The following is a 17,735-nucleotide window of genomic DNA, read 5'->3' as shown; positions in this document are numbered from 1 at the left end:
CATCCGCGCAACCCCACCCACTCCGCCCCACCTGCGCACGCCCTGCAGCGCGGGGCGGCGCGCGCCGCATATGATTGCGGGGTGCGTCGACTGGCTACGAAACCCCTGCTTCTGTGGGTGGTGTTCGCCGCCGTGCACCTGCTGCTCGGTTACATCGGGCTGACCGCGCCGACCGTGCCGTGGGGCGACGTCACCTTCGTCTACAGCTCCTGGGTGCAGAACGGGTTCGACGGCTACTGGGTCGGTCTCGACGGCCCCTTCGTGTATCCGCTGCTGGCTCTGGCACCGATGATCGCGGCCGAGATGTTCGGCAGCGCGCTGTACGGAACCGGGTGGTTCGTGCTCGTCATCCTCGCCAACGGTGCGGTGCTGGCGTTCATCCTGAACTCGAGGGCGACACGGGTGGCGCCCGCGATCGAGGCGCAGGCGGGTGCGGGCGTGGGGTCCGCCGCGAAGGCGGGCGAGACCGAGGATGCCCACCCCGACGCCTTCGCGCCGAACATCCGTTTCGTGGCCGCCTGGTGGTGGCTCGCGTTCCTGCTGCTGCTCGGTCCCGTCGCCCTCGGTCGCATCGACACCTTCGAGGTGGACCTGGTCATCGTCGGGCTGCTGCTGGCCATCCGTCGCCCGGCCGTTGCAGGAGTGCTTCTCGCCGCCGCCACCTGGGTCAAGGTGTGGCCCATCGCGATGGTCGTCGCTCTCGTCATCGCGCTGAAGCGCCGCGTCACGGTCGCTATCGCCGCCTCCGTCGCTGCCGTCGCGATCGCGGCGGCCGGCCTCGCGCTCGGTGCGGGCGCCAACCTGTTCAGCTTCATCGGCCAGCAGACGAGTCGCGGGCTGCAGATCGAGGCACCCGTCAGCACGCCGTGGATGTGGGCGGCGTACTTCCAGCCCCGCGCCCAGCTCGTCTACTACGACCAGGACATCCTGACCTTCCAGGTGAAAGGTGCCGGAGCATCGATCGCCGACGTCATCACCACGCCGCTGCTCGCGGTCGCTCTGCTCGCCGTGCTGCTGCTCGGGGTCTGGGTGGTGCGCTCCGGCGCCCCTGTCACGCGCGTGCTGCCCCCGCTCGCGCTGGCGCTCGTGACGTCGCTGATCGTGTTCAACAAGGTCGGATCGCCCCAGTTCATGCTGTGGATCAGCGCCCCGGTCATCCTGGGCCTCATCTGGCAGGGGAAGGGCTTTCGCACCTTCGCGATCATCACAGCCGTGCTCGCGGCGCTCACCCAGGTGATCTACCCGTACTACTACGACTGGCTGATCTCCCTCGACCCGCTGATGCTGCTCGCGCTGACCGTTCGCAACATCCTGGTCTGCGTGCTCTTCGTTCTGGCGGTGCGGGCCCTGTTGAAGACTCGCCTGAAAGCCCCGGCCGTCGCATTCGCGCTCAAAGAAAGGGTTGGCAGCTGATGCTCGTTGCATTCTCAGTGGCTCCGTCGGGTACCGCCCCGGCGGGCGGCGAGAGCCCGGATGCCTCGGTGCACGCCGCCGTCGCGGCTGCCGTGCGCATCGTGCGCGATTCCGGCCTGCCGAACCACACCGACTCGATGTTCACGACGATCGAGGGTGAGTGGGACGAGGTGTTCGACGTCGTCAAACGTGCCACCGAGGCCGTGGGCGCCTACGGTTCGCGGGTCTCGCTGGTGCTGAAGGCCGACATCCGCCCCGGTTACACCGGAGAGCTCACGGCCAAACTCGACCGCCTCGAGCAGGCTCTGGGCGACTGACCCCCGCCCGCCTGGCGCCGTGCGCCCGGCGCCCGGCGGCCGCCAGCACCCCGAACGGACACGGATTCGGGCAACCGCCGCGTCATGCTGCCCGGGTGGCCGCAACCGTGTCGATTCGATCGGGCCCGGCCCGGCACCCGGTATCGAATCGATTCGATTTCGGCCGGTGGGCGAGTTAGCATAGAGACGTGTCCCTCACTTCTCCTGGGCCGACTGTGCTGTCGCCGGCCCGTCTTCGTCTTGCCCTCCTGGCTCTCACCCTGGGCGGCTTCGGTATCGGCTGCACCGAGTTCGTGGCGATGGGCCTGCTGCCGAACCTCGCCCGTGACCTGCTGCCCGGCGTCTTCGCCGTCTCGCCCGAGCAGGCCAACGGCCAGGCGGGCCTTCTGATCACCGCCTACGCGGCCGGTGTCGTGGTCGGTGCCCCGACCATCGCCGCCGTCGCGGCCCGCTGGCCCCGCAAGGTGGTGCTGATGGCGCTTCTCGGCCTCATCATCGTGGGTACCGTGGCCTCGGCCGTTCTGCCCTCGTTCGGCTTCGTTCTCGCCGCCCGCTTCGTCTCGGCGCTGCCGCACGGCGCCTATTTCGGCATCGCAAGCCTCGTCGCGGCCTCTCTGCTCGGCCCGAACAAGCGCGGCCAGGGTGTCGCCCTCGTGCTCGGTGGGCTCACCGTCGCCAATGTGATCGGCGTGCCGTTCGTGACCTGGATCGGCCAGAACTCGGGCTGGCGCGTCTCCTACCTCGTCGTCGCGGCGATCTTCGTGCTCGCCCTCATCGCTGTCACCCTCACCGTGCCGAACCTGCCGGGCGACCGAACTGCCACCATGCGCAACGAGCTGAAAGCGTTCGGCCGGCCGCAGGTGTGGTTCGCCATCGCCATCGGCGCCATCGGTTTCGGCGGCTTCTTCTGCGTCTACACCTACGTCTCGCCCATCCTCACGACCGTCACCGGCCTGCCCGAATCGTTCGTGCCGTGGGCGCTCGTCGTGGTGGGGCTCGGGATGACCGTGGGCAACCTGCTCGGAGGCTGGGCCGCCGACCACAACCTCAAGCGCTCGATGCTGCTGCTGTTCGGTCTGCTGCTTCTCGGGCTGATCGAACTGCTGGTGTTCGTGACCAACCCGGTGGGGCTCTTCGTCGGTCTCTTCGTCGTCGGCACCGCCGCCGCGTCGATCTCACCGATGATCCAGACACGGCTGATGGATGTGGCGGGCGACAGTCAGTCGATCGCCGCCGCCCTCAACCACTCGTCGCTGAACACGGGCAACGCACTGGGCCCGCTGCTCGGAGGTATCGCGCTCTCGTTCGGTCTCGGTTACGTCGCGCCGATCGGAGTGGGCGTCGTGCTGACGGTGCTCGGTGTCACCATAGCGGTGGTGTCGTTCAGCGTCGAGCGCCGCACGCGCGCGAAGCTCGTTGCAGCGGATGACGCCACGGCGAGCACCGCCGAAACCTACTCCCCGACCCGGGCCTCGGGCAGCTCGGCCGTCGTCAGATAGTCGTCCTGGATCAGCAGCCCATCCTGGATCGCCCGCTTGCGGAGCGCCACCTTGGTGCCCACGTCGATGCCCAGCACGCGGTACTTCTCGCGGATGCGCTTGAGGTAGCTCTTCGCCGTCTCCTCAGAGATGCTGAGCTGCTCGGCCACCTGTTTCACCGGCTCGCCGCCGCCGTACAGCGCCATGACGCGGCGCTCCTGGGCGCTGAGCTTGGGCGAACCACCGACCTCCTGTGCGCTCAGCGCCAGGTCGAGCTCGCTGGAGATGAAGGGCTCGCCCTTGGCGGCCGAGCGGATGGCCTCGACGATCATGTCGGCCTCCTCGCTCTTCACGAGGTACCCGAGCGCGCCCGCGGCGAGAGCCTCGCGAACGACGACGGGCTCGGAATAGGTGCTCATCAGCACCGTCTTCACTCCGGCCGACTTCAGCGCGCGGAGCTTCACCGAGATCGGCAGGTTGTCTTTGAGGTCGAGGTCGAGAAGGACGACGTCGACGGGGAATTCGGGGCTCGTGAGCAGGTCGGGCCAGGTCGTCACGGCCGCAACCATGTTGATGTCGCTCGCCGCACCCCGGATCCATTCCGTGAGGGCCCCGAGCAGCATCCTGTGGTCGTCGACTATCGCCAGTCGGATGTTCTCATGCATTACCGGCATGTCGAGCCCTCCCTTGTGCGCCGCCCCTGGTGCGACGCGAAACCGTACTCATGACTCGGGCGTCTGAACCTGCGCATTGACGCGGATGTCAATGGAACCGTGCCGCCCGCTTTCCGAATGCTGACCAACTCTGTCAAGAGCCCCCCAGATGGTCACGTCGATGCGGCGGCGCGGTATGCCGTCGATTGAGATCTCTATCGGAAAATTCATCATATCGGGTATACCCCCCTGATCGGGGTCATCCTGAGGGCCGACGGTGATGACGATCGAGGGGGTCTGCCGGGTAGCGGATGCCGCAATCAGCCAGATGGCCGAGAGCAGCCCTTCGCGCTGGTCGGGCTCGAGATACCCGGCCAGACCGTCCGGGTCGACGAGGCTCACGGTGGGGCTCAGCACCTCGGAGTCGTCGATCGCGTGCTGCAGCCAGGTCTGGCGCCGCCCGGCGATGAGCCGCAGCCGCAGCTCGCTCGCCAGCGACGACGCGGCGGCCGCCTGCGTCGGGTCCAGCGGCAGGCTGATGCGCCCCGACGCGACGTCGGAGAGCAGCTCCTCTGCGCTCTGGTCGAGCCGCGCCAGTTCGTCGGAACCGAGGATGCCCACCGCGAAACGCGGGGAGGAGAGGGTGCTCTCGACCAGCGTGCGGTCGAGCTCCCGGTCGATGAACCGGCTGAACGACTTGACAATCAGAATGGCGATCAGCGGCGGCGACATGGCGGCCACGATCACCTCGATCTGCGGGCGGTCGCCGATCGCCTGTTCGCCCGCACCCACGAGGGTCACGACGAACAGGAAGACGAACAGGACGATCGTCGCGAGAATCAGCTCGTTCAGGGGCCGGAAGGCGACGAGGGAGAGGAGGGTGGCGCCGGCCCCGACGATGACCGTCACCTCGGGCGAGGCCGCGACGAAGCCGTGCGCCGACACGAGGTCGAGGATGACCGCCCCCGCCAACAGGATCAGCACCCCGGCGTAGGCGGGGGTGGGCAGTTGGCTGCCATGGGCGTTGGCAATGAGGCAGCCGCCCCCGATGGCGATCGCCACCGCGATCCAGGCGATGAGCGTCAGCCACGGGTTGTCGTAGGCGCCCCAGTTGAAGATGAAGATCGCGAGCCCTCTGACACTCAGCAGAATGGCTGCGACGATGGCCCCCACGCCGAGGTAACCGATGCCGATCCGGGAGTCCGACGCGACATCCCGTCGCAGCGACTCGAGTGCCTCGGGGCCGAGGGTCCGGGCCCGCACGAGGCGGGTGAGCAGTCCGGTGGCGTGATCGTCGTCGCCGCTCATCGGGGCACCTCCAGCACCACGGTCGTACCGGCCCCGGGGGCCGAGAAGATGCGCGCATTGCCACCGACGTCACGGATGCGGGCGACGACCGACTCGGCGATGCCGAGCTTGCCGCTGGCCACCCCGTCGGTCTCGAAACCGATGCCCGAGTCGGTCACCATCGCGCGCACGCCACCGGCATCCTGGGTGATCGTCACGTCGGCCTGGTCGACCTGCGCGTGCCGCCTGACGTTCTCGAGGCACTCGCCGAGCGAGAGCAGGAAGGCGCTGCGAACGAGGGGAGGCAGCGTCACGTCGCCGTCACCGTGCCAGTGCACCATCAGGCCGCGTCGCTTGAAGCGCTGCTGCAGGGCCTTGATGCTCTGGGCCACGGGGGGTGACTCGTCGGTGCGCAAATTGTAGGTTCCGGATGACCGGGGCGTCGGTGTCTCGCCGAGCCTCAGCTGCCGCAGCAGAACGGCGTCTTCTGCGGCCTGCACCCGCAGGGCATCCGGATCGACCCCGCGGCCGGAGTGCGCCAGCAGCGTCAGCGTGGCGAGAACGGTGTCGTGCAGCAGCCGGGCGCTCTGGCGCCGCTGGGCTTCGAGCTCACTCGCCCGGCGCTCGGCCTGGTGCGCGGTGCCGAGCCGGGCGATACGACTGCGGGCACGTTTGACGCTGTCGGTGATCCAGATGCCCACCATCACGTTGACCGACCAGCCGACCACGAAGATCGTGAGGGCCTGCGAGATGTTCTCGCTCGCGATGAAGGGCAGCGTGACGGCGAGGTTCACCACGAACATCAGCGCGAGGTAGAACCGCCCGTAGAGCGACCCCTGGAGCACGATCGCCAAGGCTCCGATGCCGCCGCCCGAGAGCAGCAGTACCGCGCTGATCACGCTGGGGCTCGAGGCGACGACGCCGCCCAGCAGCGCACTCGCCGACAGCCCGGCCACCGTGGTGACGACGATCCAGAGGGTCGCCGACGACCGCCCCATTATGAAGTATCCGACCAGCACGACGAGGTAGAGCGGCAGGGCGAAGACGAGTGAGAAGCCCGGCGTGTCACCGGCGATCGCGATGCAGACAAGGGAGGCGATGGTGAAGACCCAGCCCTCCACCCACGCTGCTGTGCGCAGCAAGGGTTCCTGGCGCCTGATCACATCGCCATGCTACGGGGTCTGCCCAGAAAGGGGGGTATCAGTAGGCGAGGAGGCGCCGCAGTTCAGCGCTGACGAGATCGTCTTCGATGAGAAACCCGTCGTGGCCGAACCGGGAGGAGATGACTTTCGCCTCGTCGCCGTCGATGTTCGCCGGAATGTGCCGGGCGATCACCTGCTGGTCTTCGACCGGGAAGAGCCGGTCGCTGTCGATGCCGATGACGAGCGAGGTCGCCGTAACGGTGCGCAGGGCCTCGAGAACACCGCCGCGCCCGCGACCGACGTCGTGCGAGTTCATCGCCTCGACGAGGGTGATGTAGGCGTTCGCGTCGAAACGCCGCGTGAACTTGTTGCCGTGGAAGTCGAGGTACGACTCCACGGCGAAGCGCCCGTTCTGCCCGAGCGGACTGATGCCGCTCTGCCAACTGCGCTCGAACCGGTCGTTGAGTTCGGTGGGGCTGCGGTAGTTCAGAAGGGCCATGCGCCGCGCGAGGGCCAGGCCCGAGTGGGGCCCCTCGCCGTCGCCCCTGTTGTAGTAGCCGCCGTGAGCGAAGAGCGGGTCGGCCCTGATCGCTTCGATCTGCACCGAGTTGAGGGCGATCTGGTCGGCGCTCGAGACCGGGGGAGCTGCGATCATCGCGAGCTTCTCGACCCTGTCCGGGAAGATGGCCCCCCACTCGAGCACCTGCATGCCGCCCATCGACCCGCCGACGACGGCCGCCCAGCACCGGATTCCGAGCTGCTGCATCACCTTCTCCTGCGCCCTGACGTGGTCGCGGATGCTCGTGTAGGGAAACCTCGAACCCCATTCCTCGCCGTCGGGCGCGAGCGACGCCGGCCCGGTCGATCCCTGGCAGCTACCGAGCATGTTCTGCGCCACCACGAAGTACCGGTCCGTGTCGAGCGCGAGCCCGGGGCCCACGATGCCGCCCCACCAGCCGGCTGTCGGATGCCCCGGCTCGGCGTCTCCCGCGAGGTGGCTGTCACCCGTCAGGGCATGTGCCACGAGAATCGCGTTGTCGGCAGCCGGATTGAGCGTACCGAACGTCTCGAACGCTATGCGGGCATCCGGAACCGTGCCGCCACCCTCGAACGTGACGTCGCCGATGTGGGCGAACTGGCGCCGGCCGACGGGGTCGCCGTCGCGCCAGGCACCCGTCGCCGGCGGCTTGCCGAGAATCGAGCGGATCTGAGCGTCGGTGATGAAGTCGCTGGGAACCGTGTCTTCGGAGATCTGCCAGTCCATCAGAGGGCGTTCGCGCGGGCGACCTCCCGGGCGGCGGCCAGACCCGTGGCGAGGTCGGCCTTGATGTCGTCGATGTTCTCCAGCCCCACCGAGAGCCGCACCAGGCCGGGGGTGACCCCCGAGGTCAGCTGCTGCTCAGGGGTGAGCTGCGAGTGCGTTGTCGAGGCCGGGTGGATGACCAGCGAACGCACATCGCCGATGTTGGCCAGGTGCGAGAACAGCGTCAGCGAGTTCACCAGCGCACGGCCGGCGTCGACGCCGCCCTTCAGCTCGAACGAGAGCACCGCGCCGACGCCCTTGGGGGCGTAGCGGTTCGCGGCCTCGTACCAGGGGCTCGACGGCAGGCCGGCGTAGTAGACCGTGGCGACATCGTCGTGGTTGTCGAGCCACTCGGCGACCTCCTGGGCGTTCTGCACGTGGCGCTCGATGCGCAGGGAGAGCGTCTCGATGCCCTGGATGAGCTGCCAGGCGCTCGCCGGTGCGATGGAGGAGCCGAGGTCGCGCAGCAGCTGCACGCGGGCCTTGATGATGTAGGCGATGCCGTCGCCGAGCGCCTCGGTGTACGTGACGCCGTGGTACGACTCGTCGGGCGTGGTCAGGCCCGGGAACTTCGCCGAGTTCTCCGACCAGGCGAACACGCCGCCGTCGACGATGACGCCGCCGATGACCGTGCCGTGCCCGCCAAGGAACTTGGTCGCCGAGTGCACGATGATGTCGGCCCCGTGCTCGAAGGGGCGGATGAGGTACGGCGTCGCGATGGTGTTGTCGACGATCAGCGGCACACCGTTGTCATGGGCGACGTCTGCGACGAGGCGGATGTCGAGGATGTTGATCTTCGGATTGCCGATCGTCTCGGCGAAGAACAGCTTCGTGTTCGGGCGAACCGCGCGCTGCCACTCGTCGGAGTCGTCCTGGTTCTCGACGAACGTCGTCTCGATGCCGAGCTTCGCGAGGGTGTACTTGAAGAGGTTGTAGGTTCCGCCGTAGATCGAGGCGCTCGACACGATGTGGTCGCCCGCCTGCGCGATGTTCAGTACGGCGAAGGTCTCTGCCGCCTGGCCCGAGGCGACCAGCAGCGCTGCTGTTCCCCCTTCCAGAGCGGCGACGCGCTCTTCGACGACGTTCTGCGTCGGGTTCTGGATGCGCGTGTAGATGTTGCCGAATTCGGCCAGCGCGAACAGGTTCTTCGCGTGGTCGGCGTCGTTGAAGACGTACGACGTGGTCTGGTAGATGGGCGTGGCCCGGGCGTTGGTCACGGGGTCGGGAGCGGCCCCGGAGTGGATCTGTTTGGTCTCGAACTGCCAGTCGGCGTTGTCGGTCATGGCGTGACTCCTTCGGGTCGGTAGGGCCAACAGTAGGCAGGGCCCCCGGGCCGGTCAACAGCCGCCGCAACACGGGGTAACGCTGAGGTCGGCTAGCGTTGTGAGCCTACAGAAGAGAGGCACCATCGTGGGCATCCAGAAACGTCGCGCTGTCGTCACCGGGGCAAGTTCGGGCATCGGGGCGGCCACTGTGCGCCTGCTGCGCTCGCACGGCTGGAACGTCGTGGGTGTCGCCCGCCGGGAAGACCGCCTGAAGGCGCTCGCCGAAGAGACCGGTGCCACCTATTTCGTCGCCGACCTGCTGAAGCAGGACGACGTGGATGCCCTGGCCGAGCACCTGCGTGCCACCGGCGGTGTGAGCACCCTCGTCAACAACGCCGGCGGTGCGCTCGGCATGGACTCCGTCGAGGCCAGCCCCATCTCGGACTGGGAATGGATGTTCGAGGTCAACGTCATCGCGGTCAAGAGGGTCATCACCGCCCTCCTGCCGCTGCTTCGCGAATCGATGGCGGGCGTGCCGACCGGCGAGGGTGTGGCCGACATCCTCACCGTCTCCTCGACGGCGGGGCATTTCGCCTACGCCGGGGGCGGTGGGTACAACGCCTCGAAGTTCGCGGTCACCTCCCTGTCGGAGGTGCTGAGGCTCGAGCTGAGCGGGGAGCCGATCCGCGTGCTCGAGATCGCGCCCGGGATGGTCAAGACCGACGAGTTCTCGACGAACCGTTTCGGGGGCGATGAGGAGAAGGCCGCTGCGGTGTACGCGAACGTTCCCCACCCGCTCACGGCCGACGACGTCGCCTCGTCGATCGTCACCATGGTCGAGCTGGCCCCGCACATCAGCCTCGATCTGGTGATCATCAAGCCGGTTGCGCAGTCGGCCGTCTACAAAGTGCACCGCGGACCGCTCGAAGTGAAGCACTAGCACCCTTTACGGTGTCGCCCCGGAGAGGGGATTGCCGCTACCTTTGGTGGATGGCCGAGAGCACATCCCCGACAGCACCCGACACCGAGGCACCACCCGAGCGGGAGGTCCTGGGCTGGCTCGAGTTCGGTGAGGCCTCACGGGTGCTTGCGACCAGTGTGCTCGAGAGCGGTTTCGTGCCCGATTTCGTGGTCGCGATCGCTCGTGGCGGGCTGCTTCCCGCCGGTGCGCTGGCCTATGCCACGGGCACGAAGAGCTGCGGCAGTCTCAACGTGGAGTTCTACACCGATGTCGAGACGACACTGCCTGAGCCGATCATCCTGCCCCCGATGATGGACAACACCGCCCTCATCGGCAAGAACATCCTGCTCGTCGACGACGTCGCAGACTCGGGCCGTACGCTGGCGCTCGTGGTCGGGCTGCTCGAGCGCGTCGGCGTGATCGTGAAGACCGCGACGCTGTACGCCAAGCCGCGCTCCGTGATCGAGCCCGATTTCTACTGGAAGAAGACCGACCGCTGGATCGTCTTCCCGTGGTCGGCTCACCCTCCGGTCACCGTGTGAGCATCCATCTCACAGGCGGTGGCTGGCCGATCCTCGACGACGGTGCCGTCTACCGCGAGTTCCTCTCCGAGGCCGCTGAGCGTGCGTTGCAGGCCGGCCGTCTCGATGGGCCCCGAGTCGCGCTGATTCTCGTGCGAGACGGCGACGGCGCCGAGAAGTACGCCGAACTCACCGCCTCTCTCGCGCTCCTCACCGAGCTCCAGCCGGTGCCGATTGTGGTGGCGGAGGGTGTCGCCATCGATTCGGCCCTGCTCGCCGAGGTCGACGGCATCCTCGTCTGGGGCGGACTCACCCCGGCCTACCGCGACAGCATTTCGGGGTCGTTCGGCGAGATCCGCCGCCAGGTCGCCGCGGGGGTCCCCTACCTCGGCTTCTCGGCGGGTGCGGCGATCGCCGCCGACCGCGCACTGCTCGGCGGCTGGAAGATCGGCGACGTACCCGTCTGCCCCGAAGACGCGTCGGAGGAACTCGAGGAGGTCTCGCTCGGCGAGGGTCTCGGGCTGATCGACCTCGTGGTCGACGTGCACGCGGCCCAGTGGGGCACGCTCGCCCGGCTCATCGCCGCGACGGAGGCCGGCCTCACCGATGGCGGAATCGCGATCGACGAGCACACTGCGCTGATCGTCGGTGACGGGCCCCTGCGGGTCGTCGGCCGGGGCAGCGTGTGGACGGTCACCGACGACGACGGCAGTGTGCGCGTCGCGACGATGGGCGAGAGCTGAGCGACGAAGTGCCGTCTCTGGGCGGGCTCGACCGGCGAATGGATGCCGGCTGGGCCGAGGCGCTTCAGCCGGTGGCGGGTGTCATCGACACGCTCGAACTCTTCCTCGCGGCCGAGGTGGCGGAGGGCCGTGGCTACCTGCCCGCGCCCGAGAACGTGCTGCGCGCCTTTCGCTACCCGTTGGCCGAGGTTCGGGTGCTCATCGTGGGGCAGGATCCGTACCCGACCCCCGGGCATCCGATCGGCCTCTCCTTCGCGGTCGAACGGCACGTTCGGCCGCTGCCCCGCAGCCTGTCGAACATCTACCGGGAGCTCGCCGACGACCTCGGTCTCGACCAAGCCCCGCACGGCGACCTCACCGGCTGGAGCGAGCACGGGGTCATGCTGCTGAACAGGGTGCTCACTGTCGCACCCGGTGACGCCGGATCGCACCGCGGCCGGGGTTGGGAGGCGGTGACCGAGCTGGCCATCCGCACCCTGATCGCCCGCGGCACCCCGCTGGTCGCGATTCTGTGGGGGAAGGATGCTGCGAAGCTCAGCCCGCTGCTGGCCGGGGTGACGGTGATCGAGTCAGCGCATCCCAGCCCCCTCTCCGCACGGCGCGGCTTCTTCGGCTCGAAACCGTTCAGCCGGGCGAACGCGGCCCTGCTCGCCGCGGGCGCCGCGCCCGTCGACTGGGCTGTGCCGGTCGACCCCGACGATTAAGCTGTGGGGCATGCTCGAAGAGGAATACCAGCCGCGTCGTCAGCTCCCGGTGCGCCTGCGGCCGAAGACGCCGCCTGAGCCGACCTTCACTTACACGATCCGCGACGCGACCGCCGCCGACATGCCCTACGTGCGCGAGATCTACAACCATTACGTGGCCAATACCGTCGTGACGCTCGACGAAGACGCGATGACGCTGAAGGAGTGGAAGGTCAAGTTCGGCTGGCTCACCAAGCTCGAAATGCCGTTCCTGGTCGCGATCTCGGGCAGCGACCAGCTCATCGGCTTCGCCTACGTGTCACCGTGGAAGCATAAGGCGGGCTACCGCCGCACCGTCGAAGACTCCATCTACCTCGGCCCCGCGGCCACCGGAAAGGGCCTCGGCAAGGCCCTGCTCAAGGAGCTGCTGGCGCGGGCGAAGGCGGCGAAGATCCGCGAGGTTCTGGCCGTCATCGTCGACAAGGGTGCCGAGGGATCCATCCGCCTCCACGAGAACGCCGGCTTCACGGAGGTCGGGCGTCTCGGCCGGGTCGGCTTCAAGTTCAACCGCTGGCTCGGCACCGTGCTGCTGCAGAAGCACCTGAAATAGCGCGGCGCCCGGCTGCCGGTCTACTCCCCGGTGGCCCCGTCGAGCAGTTCACGCAGAACGTCGAGGTGCCCGAGATGCCTCGCTGTCTCCTCGATGAGGTGCAGCTGTATCCAGCGCAGCGAGAAGCGGTGGTCGCGGCCGGCGCACAGGTCGTCGAGTGCGAACCGGGCGGCCACCGCCCGCGACTCGGAGCAGGCGGCCTCGTAGTCGGCGACGATCCCGGCGAGCGAGTCCGCCGCTGTCACATGCCACTCGCCGTCGGGGTCGTCATCGCTCCAGCGCGCCGGCACGTCGGGCTCGCCGGCCATCACGTCGCGCAGCCAGCTGCGCTCCACGTCGGCCAGGTGCCTGATCAGCCCCGAGACCGTGGTGATCGACGGCAGGAGGGCGGTCGCCGCATCCGCATCGCTGAGACCTGTGGCCTTGTAGACGACGGATGCCCGCTGCCAGTCGAGAATACCCTCGATGCTCTCGCGCTCCCCGCCGTGTTCCGGTGCCTCCGGTCGTGTCACCGGCGCCAGGGTGCCGGTGCTCGTTCCGGTGGCGTGCACGGGAGTCGGTTCGCTGGTCATCCCCTCAGCGTAGGGCGACCGGGGTGCGAGGTTCTAGGCTCGTGAGCATGCCAGAGCTGCACGATCTCAGCGCCCTCGACCAGTGGCGTCTCCTCCAGAAGGGCGAGGTGGGCGTTCTCGAGCTGACCGAGCACTATCTCGCCCGCATCGAGAGGCTCGACCCCGAGCTGGGTGCGTTCTTCGAGGTGACGGCAGACCGGGCGCGCGAGCGGGCGAGGTTCGTCGAGCGACAGGTGCCCCGCACGACGACGCTCTGGGGTCTGCCGTTCGCCGACAAGGACCTGGTGCGGCGACAGGGCGTGCGCACCACCTTCGGCAGCCGACTGTTCGAGGGCTTCCTGCCCGAGATCTCCGATGACGCTGCCACCGACCTCGACGCCGCCGGGGGAGTGAGCCTCGGCAAGACCGCTACGCCCGAGTTCGGTCTGGCGAGCTACACCGAGAGCCTCGTGGGCCCACCGACCCGCAACCCCTACGACGTGGCGCTGGGGCCCGGCGGCTCCAGCGGTGGGGCCGCGGTCGCCGTCGCCTCCGGCATGCTGCCGTTCGCTCCGGGCTCCGACGGAGGAGGGTCGATCCGCATCCCTGCAGCGGCGACCGGGCTCGTCGGCCTCAAGCCCTCGCGCGGCCGGGTGCCCTCGGGCTCGGGCATCGGTTCGCTCGCCGGACTGCCGGTCACGGGCCCGCTGGCGCGGTCGGTGACGGATGCCGCGCTGCTGCTCGACGGACTCATCAGTCCGACCGGGGCGCCGCCCCGCCAGCCGTACTCTCTGCGGGCCCCGGAGAACACCGAGGGCCCGTTCCTGGGGGCTGCGGTGCGCGGCGAGGGACGATTCCAGCTCGGGGTGATGACCGACTCGCCGTGGGACCTGGCCTACGAGATAGTGATCGACCCGGAGGTGCAGGAGACCTTCGACCAGACCGTCGACCTCCTCGCGACGCTCGGCCACGGAATCGAGCCGGTCTCGCTCGAGCCGGCCCCGGAGTACCCGCCGGCCTTCCGCAGCATCTGGCAGGCCGGGGCGGCACTGCTGCCGGCAGATGCCTCGAACGAGAACCTGCTCGAACCGCTCACGCGCTGGCTGATGCACCGGGGCCGTGCGCTCGGAGCGGCCGAACTCGGGTCGGCACTGGCCACCCTGTCGGGGTTCGAGCGGTCGATCATCCGCCAGTTCTCGACGTTCGACGCCATCGTCACGCCGACGCTCGCCCTGCCCCCTCGGCCCATCGGCTGGTACGACCCCGATGACGGGGAGAAGAACTTCGCCCAGCAGGTTCTGTATTCGCCGTTCACCTCGTTCGTGAACGTCAGCGGGCTGCCGGCGATCACCCTGCCGGTCGGCGAGACGCGCTCGCACCTGCCGATCGGGGTGCAGCTGATCGGTCGGCCCGGGGGTGAGGCGACGCTGCTGTCGATCGGGCGGCAGCTCGAACGGAGACTTCGCTGGGAACTTCTGCACCCACCCGTCTGGTCGCTTGAAAGCGAGGTTAGGTAAGCCTATGCTTATGACAAATGAGCGTATTGACGAACGGCCCGGTGACACTGCCCGAGGTGACCGGCCGCATCCTGCTGGCAGCCGATGAGGCTTCACTCGATTCCCTGCTGGGCGTTGTCGCGGCCCTGCCCGACACGGCCCGGGGCCAGGTGTTCGTCGAGGTCGGGTCGGCAGACGACATCGTCTCTGTCGAGACTCCCGAACTCGTCAGCGTCGCATGGCTGACGCGTGAAAGCCGCAGCGGCAACCCCGGTACCTCGCGCCGATGCGCACACGGTCAAGCGCTGGAGCGGGCCGTGCGCGCCTGGGTCAGCGAGATGACGACCGGTGACCCCGACTTCGACGGGGGAGAGCTCACCGTGTGGATCGACGGCGCGGGCACCCGCGTCTACGAGTTGCGCCAGGAGCTCATCGCACAGCTCGGGTCGAAGCCGACCACAGCTGTGCAGCAAGACGCTGGTCGGCAGCCTGCTTCGACTCCCGGCCGTTCGGCCTGAAGCCGTCGAAGTAGGTTCCGCTCGGCGAACCCACGTCGTCGACCGATGCGAGATGCACCAGCGGTGCAGCGCCCGCCTCGGGGCTCGACCCCAGGTGCCCGTTGCCGAGCACGCTCGCGGCCTTCATGAGGGCGGTGTCGGCCGCGAAGGAGCTTGCCACGAAGCCCGGATGGAAGGCGAACGCCTCGATTCCACTGCCGGCGGTCTGCCGCGCGAGCTCCCGCGTGAACACGATGTTCGCGAGCTTGGCCGAGCAATAGGCGGGCCAGCCGCCGAAGAAGGCACGATTTCGTGAGTCGAGGTCGTCGGGCCGGATGCGCCCGAAGAGATTCGCTGCCGACGCCGTCGCGATAATGCGCACCGGTGCGGCTGCGGCGTTCTCCCGCAGCCGGGTGAGCAGAAGCGTGGTGAGCAGAAAGGGGGCCAGGTGGTTCGACTGGATGGTGCGCTCGTAGCCGTCGACGGTGAGTGCGCGCCTCTTGACGAGCCCGCCGGCGTTGTTCGCCAGCACATCGATGCGTTCGTACCGGGTGAGCAGATCATCCGCGAGTCGTCTCACGTCGCCCAGCACATCGAAGTCGGCGATGAATGCTGAGCCGCCGATTCGTTCGGCGACGGCCCGAGTGCGCTCGGGGTTGCGCCGACGACCGCGACACGCGCGCCCATGGCGGCGAGAGTGGTTGCCGCCGAACGGCCGACTCCTGAGCTCGCGCCCGTGACGACGACGGTCTTGCCGGCCATCGCGGTGCTGTCGACGGGATCTTCGGCGCGGGGTTCTCGGGCGTCGGAGTCTCGACCGTCGGGTTCTCGAGCGTCGGTCATCGGAGGTACCCGCCCTTCGTCAGGCCCGCCTCGATCTCGAAGCGGTTCTTCAGCGGATCGGTTCCGGCCAGAGCGTAGACGAGCGGAAAGGTGAGCCCGTACGTCATCCACTGCCGGCGGTGGATGGCTTCGTGCTCCAACACCGTCGGCGCGTCGTTCGTGTCGGTGAGGTACACGCCGCCGATGCAGCTGCCTCCGCGGGAGAAGGCCCAGGTGGGCACGCCCCGGCAGACGAACAGCCCTTCGACACGTCGGATGCGGCCGGTGCTGAGAGCGGCCCCCCACACGAGGCCGACGAGCGTTGCATACAGATACCCCGCCCGCACCACCGGCGGCGCGAGAAGGAGGGGCTTCAGAATCGCGGCGAGAATGCGAAGGACCATGGCGTTGACTCAGTGGCTCGAGGCGTCGCGACCGTAGGTCTCGAGCAATCGCAGCCAGACCTCGCTGACCGTCGGGTAGGACGGCACGGCGTGCCACAACCGGTTCAGCGGAACCTCGCCCACCACCGCGATCGTGGCGGAGTGCAGCAGTTCGGCGACATCCGGTCCCACGAAGGTGGCGCCCAGCAGCACCTGGCGTTTCTCATCGACCACCATGCGGGCCATGCCCTTGTAGGTATCAGAACTGACGCTCGCGCCGGCCACGTTCGCCATGTCGTAGTCGACGGCCTTGACTGTATAGCCGGCCTTCTCGGCCGCCGCCTTCGTGAGACCGACCGACGCGACCTCGGGGTCGGTGAAGGTGACCTGGGGAACGGCCTCATGGTCGGCCGTGGCGACGTGGGCGCCCCAGGGCGCGGTCGACAGGGGCTTACCGAGGGCACGTGCCACAATCACGTCACCGGCTGCGCGGGCCTGGTACTTGCCCTGGTGGGTGAGGAGGGCGCGGTGGTTGACGTCGCCGGTCGCGTACAGCCACTCGCCCTCGAGCGGCTTTTCGTCGGCATCGACCACGAGCAGGGTGTCGTCGACGTCGAGCCAGCTGTTCGGCTCGAGCCCGATCGTGTCGAGCCCGAGGTCGCCGGTGTTGGGTACCCGGCCGATGGCCACCAGCAGTTCGTCGACCACGAGCGTGCTGCCGTCGTCGAGGGTCAGTGTGACCTCGCCGCCGCTGCCGTTGCGGCTCACGCTCGTGGCCGAGACACCGACTCTCACATCGGCGCCGAGGCCGACCAGGGCTTCGTGCACCAGCTCGCCGGCGAACGGCTCCTGGTTGCCGAGCAGTTCGCTGCGGGAGAGCACGGTCACCGTCGATCCGAGCGAGGAGTAGGCGGTCGCCATCTCCGCGCCCACGACCCCGCCGCCCAGGACGGCGAGCCGCGCGGGGATGCTCTGGGCCGAGGTCGCTTCGCGGCTCGTCCAGGGGGCCGAATCCGCCAGCCCCGGAATGTCGGGCAGCAGTGCGGCTGACCCGGTCGAGACCACGATGGCGTGCTTTGCGGTGAGGTGCGTGACCGTGCCCCGGGCATCCGTCACCGAGAGGGACTTCGTGCCGGTGAAGCGGGCGTGACCGCGCACCAGGGTGATGCCGGCACCGGCCACCCACTCGGCCTGGCTGTCGTCCTTGAAGTCGTTGACCGTCGTGTTGCGACGGTTCAGCACGGCCTGCACGTCGAGCTCGCCTGTCACCGCCTCGCGGGCGCCGCCCACCGCCTGGGCCTGGCGCAGCACGGAACCGCTCCTCAGCAGCGCCTTCGAGGGCATGCAGGCCCAGTACGAGCACTCGCCGCCGACCAGCTCGGCCTCGACGATTGCGGTGCTGAGTCCGCCCTGGGCAGCGCGGTCGGCGACGTTCTCGCCCACGGCGCCGGCGCCGATGACGATGACGTCGAAGGTGGTGGCGGTGGTGCCGGTGCCGGGGCCTGTCGTTTCGGTGCCGGAATCTGTGCCGGCAGAATCTGTGCTGGCGGAATCGGTGGGCGTCATCGGTGATCCTCTCGACAGGCCGCAATCGGTTCGCGGCCGGCTGG

Annotated in this window: 18 protein-coding genes and 1 pseudogene; 10 read left to right on the top strand and 9 right to left on the bottom strand. The window is 68.6% G+C overall.

Translation table 11 applies throughout. The annotated features are described in order from the left end of the window. Positions 1 to 81 precede the first annotated feature (81 nt). The 3 genes from B7R24_RS09950 (at position 82) to B7R24_RS09940 (ending at position 3,229) form a co-directional block, all read left to right on the top strand. Entirely contained in the window at positions 82 to 1,413 is a 1,332-nt protein-coding gene (locus B7R24_RS09950; RefSeq protein WP_147304013.1) for a glycosyltransferase 87 family protein, read from the top strand. Continuing rightward, complete coding sequence (locus tag B7R24_RS09945) at positions 1,413 to 1,730, top strand: thiamine-binding protein (protein ID WP_116418810.1); 318 nt, start codon at positions 1,413 to 1,415, stop codon at positions 1,728 to 1,730. The genes B7R24_RS09950 and B7R24_RS09945 overlap by 1 nt, the downstream gene beginning before the upstream one ends. A gap of 188 nt (positions 1,731 to 1,918) precedes the next feature. Further along, entirely contained in the window at positions 1,919 to 3,229 is a 1,311-nt protein-coding gene (locus tag B7R24_RS09940; RefSeq protein ID WP_116418809.1) for an MFS transporter, read from the top strand. Here the strand turns inward: B7R24_RS09940 and B7R24_RS09935 are convergent. From B7R24_RS09935 to B7R24_RS09915, 5 genes are read right to left on the bottom strand one after another with little or no spacing between them, the layout of a single operon-like run. Then, positions 3,184 to 3,882, bottom strand: coding sequence for a response regulator transcription factor (locus tag B7R24_RS09935; RefSeq protein ID WP_116418808.1), 699 nt, complete (start codon positions 3,880 to 3,882; stop codon positions 3,184 to 3,186). The two genes, B7R24_RS09940 and B7R24_RS09935, sit on opposite strands and share 46 nt — an antisense overlap. Before the next feature lie 48 nt (positions 3,883 to 3,930). Next, positions 3,931 to 5,169 carry a hypothetical protein gene (locus B7R24_RS09930; RefSeq protein WP_116418807.1) on the bottom strand — a complete coding sequence of 413 codons (1,239 nt, stop codon included), beginning with the start codon at positions 5,167 to 5,169 and terminating at the stop codon, positions 3,931 to 3,933. Continuing rightward, complete coding sequence (locus B7R24_RS09925; protein WP_147304012.1) at positions 5,166 to 6,311, bottom strand: sensor histidine kinase; 1,146 nt, start codon at positions 6,309 to 6,311, stop codon at positions 5,166 to 5,168. Before B7R24_RS09925 ends, B7R24_RS09930 begins: the two co-directional genes overlap by 4 nt. A 37-nt stretch (positions 6,312 to 6,348) precedes the next feature. Then, positions 6,349 to 7,554, bottom strand: coding sequence for a homoserine O-acetyltransferase MetX (gene metX / locus B7R24_RS09920; RefSeq protein WP_116418805.1), 1,206 nt, complete (start codon positions 7,552 to 7,554; stop codon positions 6,349 to 6,351). Next, the gene (locus B7R24_RS09915; RefSeq protein WP_116418804.1) at positions 7,554 to 8,876 is read right to left on the bottom strand and encodes a bifunctional o-acetylhomoserine/o-acetylserine sulfhydrylase; all 1,323 of its coding nucleotides are present in this window, start codon (positions 8,874 to 8,876) and stop codon (positions 7,554 to 7,556) included. Before B7R24_RS09915 ends, metX begins: the two co-directional genes overlap by 1 nt. A gap of 127 nt (positions 8,877 to 9,003) precedes the next feature. Between B7R24_RS09915 and B7R24_RS09910 the strand changes: the two genes are divergently transcribed. Genes B7R24_RS09910 through B7R24_RS09890 form a run of 5 tightly spaced genes read left to right on the top strand, consistent with a single transcriptional unit; the run spans position 9,004 to position 12,376 of the window. Then, entirely contained in the window at positions 9,004 to 9,798 is a 795-nt protein-coding gene (locus tag B7R24_RS09910; protein WP_116418803.1) for an SDR family oxidoreductase, read from the top strand. 50 nt (positions 9,799 to 9,848) lie between these two features. Further along, positions 9,849 to 10,361, top strand: coding sequence for a phosphoribosyltransferase (locus B7R24_RS09905; RefSeq protein WP_116418802.1), 513 nt, complete (start codon positions 9,849 to 9,851; stop codon positions 10,359 to 10,361). Next, positions 10,358 to 11,083, top strand: coding sequence for a Type 1 glutamine amidotransferase-like domain-containing protein (locus B7R24_RS09900; protein ID WP_116418873.1), 726 nt, complete (start codon positions 10,358 to 10,360; stop codon positions 11,081 to 11,083). The genes B7R24_RS09905 and B7R24_RS09900 overlap by 4 nt, the downstream gene beginning before the upstream one ends. Before the next feature lie 38 nt (positions 11,084 to 11,121). Beyond that, positions 11,122 to 11,787 (top strand): uracil-DNA glycosylase, encoded by a 666-nt coding sequence (locus tag B7R24_RS09895; RefSeq protein WP_116418801.1) that lies wholly within the window; start codon positions 11,122 to 11,124, stop codon positions 11,785 to 11,787. Positions 11,788 to 11,797: 10 nt separating this feature from the next. Further along, positions 11,798 to 12,376 carry a GNAT family N-acetyltransferase gene (locus B7R24_RS09890; protein ID WP_116418800.1) on the top strand — a complete coding sequence of 193 codons (579 nt, stop codon included), beginning with the start codon at positions 11,798 to 11,800 and terminating at the stop codon, positions 12,374 to 12,376. Positions 12,377 to 12,396: 20 nt separating this feature from the next. Here B7R24_RS09890 and B7R24_RS09885 read toward each other — a convergent pair whose 3' ends face one another. Continuing rightward, positions 12,397 to 12,948 carry a DinB family protein gene (locus tag B7R24_RS09885; RefSeq protein ID WP_116418799.1) on the bottom strand — a complete coding sequence of 184 codons (552 nt, stop codon included), beginning with the start codon at positions 12,946 to 12,948 and terminating at the stop codon, positions 12,397 to 12,399. A 47-nt stretch (positions 12,949 to 12,995) separates the two neighbouring features. On the opposite strand from B7R24_RS09885, the gene B7R24_RS09880 reads away from it, so the two are divergent. Continuing rightward, on the top strand, positions 12,996 to 14,444 hold the full coding sequence (locus B7R24_RS09880) for an amidase (RefSeq protein WP_116418872.1): 1,449 nt from the start codon (positions 12,996 to 12,998) through the stop codon (positions 14,442 to 14,444). Between the two features lie 17 nt (positions 14,445 to 14,461). Then, the gene (locus B7R24_RS09875) at positions 14,462 to 14,941 is read left to right on the top strand and encodes an SIP domain-containing protein (protein ID WP_116418798.1); all 480 of its coding nucleotides are present in this window, start codon (positions 14,462 to 14,464) and stop codon (positions 14,939 to 14,941) included. Here B7R24_RS09875 and B7R24_RS09870 read toward each other — a convergent pair. The 3 genes and pseudogenes from B7R24_RS09870 to B7R24_RS09860 all read right to left on the bottom strand — a co-directional run bounded on the left by B7R24_RS09870 (position 14,853) and on the right by B7R24_RS09860 (position 17,691). Beyond that, positions 14,853 to 15,682: pseudogene (locus tag B7R24_RS09870) on the bottom strand (SDR family NAD(P)-dependent oxidoreductase). The gene B7R24_RS09875 and the pseudogene B7R24_RS09870 overlap by 89 nt on opposite strands. A 77-nt stretch (positions 15,683 to 15,759) precedes the next feature. Beyond that, on the bottom strand, positions 15,760 to 16,146 hold the full coding sequence (locus tag B7R24_RS09865) for a Fe-S oxidoreductase (RefSeq protein WP_116418797.1): 387 nt from the start codon (positions 16,144 to 16,146) through the stop codon (positions 15,760 to 15,762). A gap of 9 nt (positions 16,147 to 16,155) precedes the next feature. Next, positions 16,156 to 17,691, bottom strand: coding sequence for a dihydrolipoyl dehydrogenase family protein (locus B7R24_RS09860; RefSeq protein ID WP_116418796.1), 1,536 nt, complete (start codon positions 17,689 to 17,691; stop codon positions 16,156 to 16,158). Positions 17,692 to 17,735: the final 44 nt, after the last annotated feature.

Origin of the sequence: Subtercola boreus, assembly GCF_003399645.1 — a bacterium.
Classification (GTDB): Bacteria; Actinomycetota; Actinomycetes; order Actinomycetales; family Microbacteriaceae; genus Subtercola; species Subtercola boreus_A.
Note: the sequence above shows the minus strand (reverse complement) of the source record. Positions and strands in the feature narration are given on the sequence as shown.

Bases quoted from the DNA above. Each gene is read 5' to 3' on its own strand.
- B7R24_RS09880 (WP_116418872.1), top strand. From the start codon at position 12,996: ATGCCAGAGCTGCACGATCTCAGCGCCCTCGACCAGTGGCGTCTCCTC.
- B7R24_RS09875 (WP_116418798.1), top strand. From the start codon at position 14,462: ATGAGCGTATTGACGAACGGCCCGGTGACACTGCCCGAGGTGACCGGC.
- B7R24_RS09930 (WP_116418807.1), bottom strand. From the start codon at position 5,169: ATGAGCGGCGACGACGATCACGCCACCGGACTGCTCACCCGCCTCGTG.
- B7R24_RS09890 (WP_116418800.1), top strand. From the start codon at position 11,798: ATGCTCGAAGAGGAATACCAGCCGCGTCGTCAGCTCCCGGTGCGCCTG.
- B7R24_RS09915 (WP_116418804.1), bottom strand. From the start codon at position 8,876: ATGACCGACAACGCCGACTGGCAGTTCGAGACCAAACAGATCCACTCC.
- B7R24_RS09865 (WP_116418797.1), bottom strand. From the start codon at position 16,146: ATGGTCCTTCGCATTCTCGCCGCGATTCTGAAGCCCCTCCTTCTCGCG.
- B7R24_RS09860 (WP_116418796.1), bottom strand. From the start codon at position 17,691: ATGACGCCCACCGATTCCGCCAGCACAGATTCTGCCGGCACAGATTCC.
- B7R24_RS09905 (WP_116418802.1), top strand. From the start codon at position 9,849: ATGGCCGAGAGCACATCCCCGACAGCACCCGACACCGAGGCACCACCC.
- metX (WP_116418805.1), bottom strand. From the start codon at position 7,554: ATGGACTGGCAGATCTCCGAAGACACGGTTCCCAGCGACTTCATCACC.
- B7R24_RS09895 (WP_116418801.1), top strand. From the start codon at position 11,122: ATGGATGCCGGCTGGGCCGAGGCGCTTCAGCCGGTGGCGGGTGTCATC.
- B7R24_RS09945 (WP_116418810.1), top strand. From the start codon at position 1,413: ATGCTCGTTGCATTCTCAGTGGCTCCGTCGGGTACCGCCCCGGCGGGC.
- B7R24_RS09885 (WP_116418799.1), bottom strand. From the start codon at position 12,948: ATGACCAGCGAACCGACTCCCGTGCACGCCACCGGAACGAGCACCGGC.
- B7R24_RS09935 (WP_116418808.1), bottom strand. From the start codon at position 3,882: ATGCCGGTAATGCATGAGAACATCCGACTGGCGATAGTCGACGACCAC.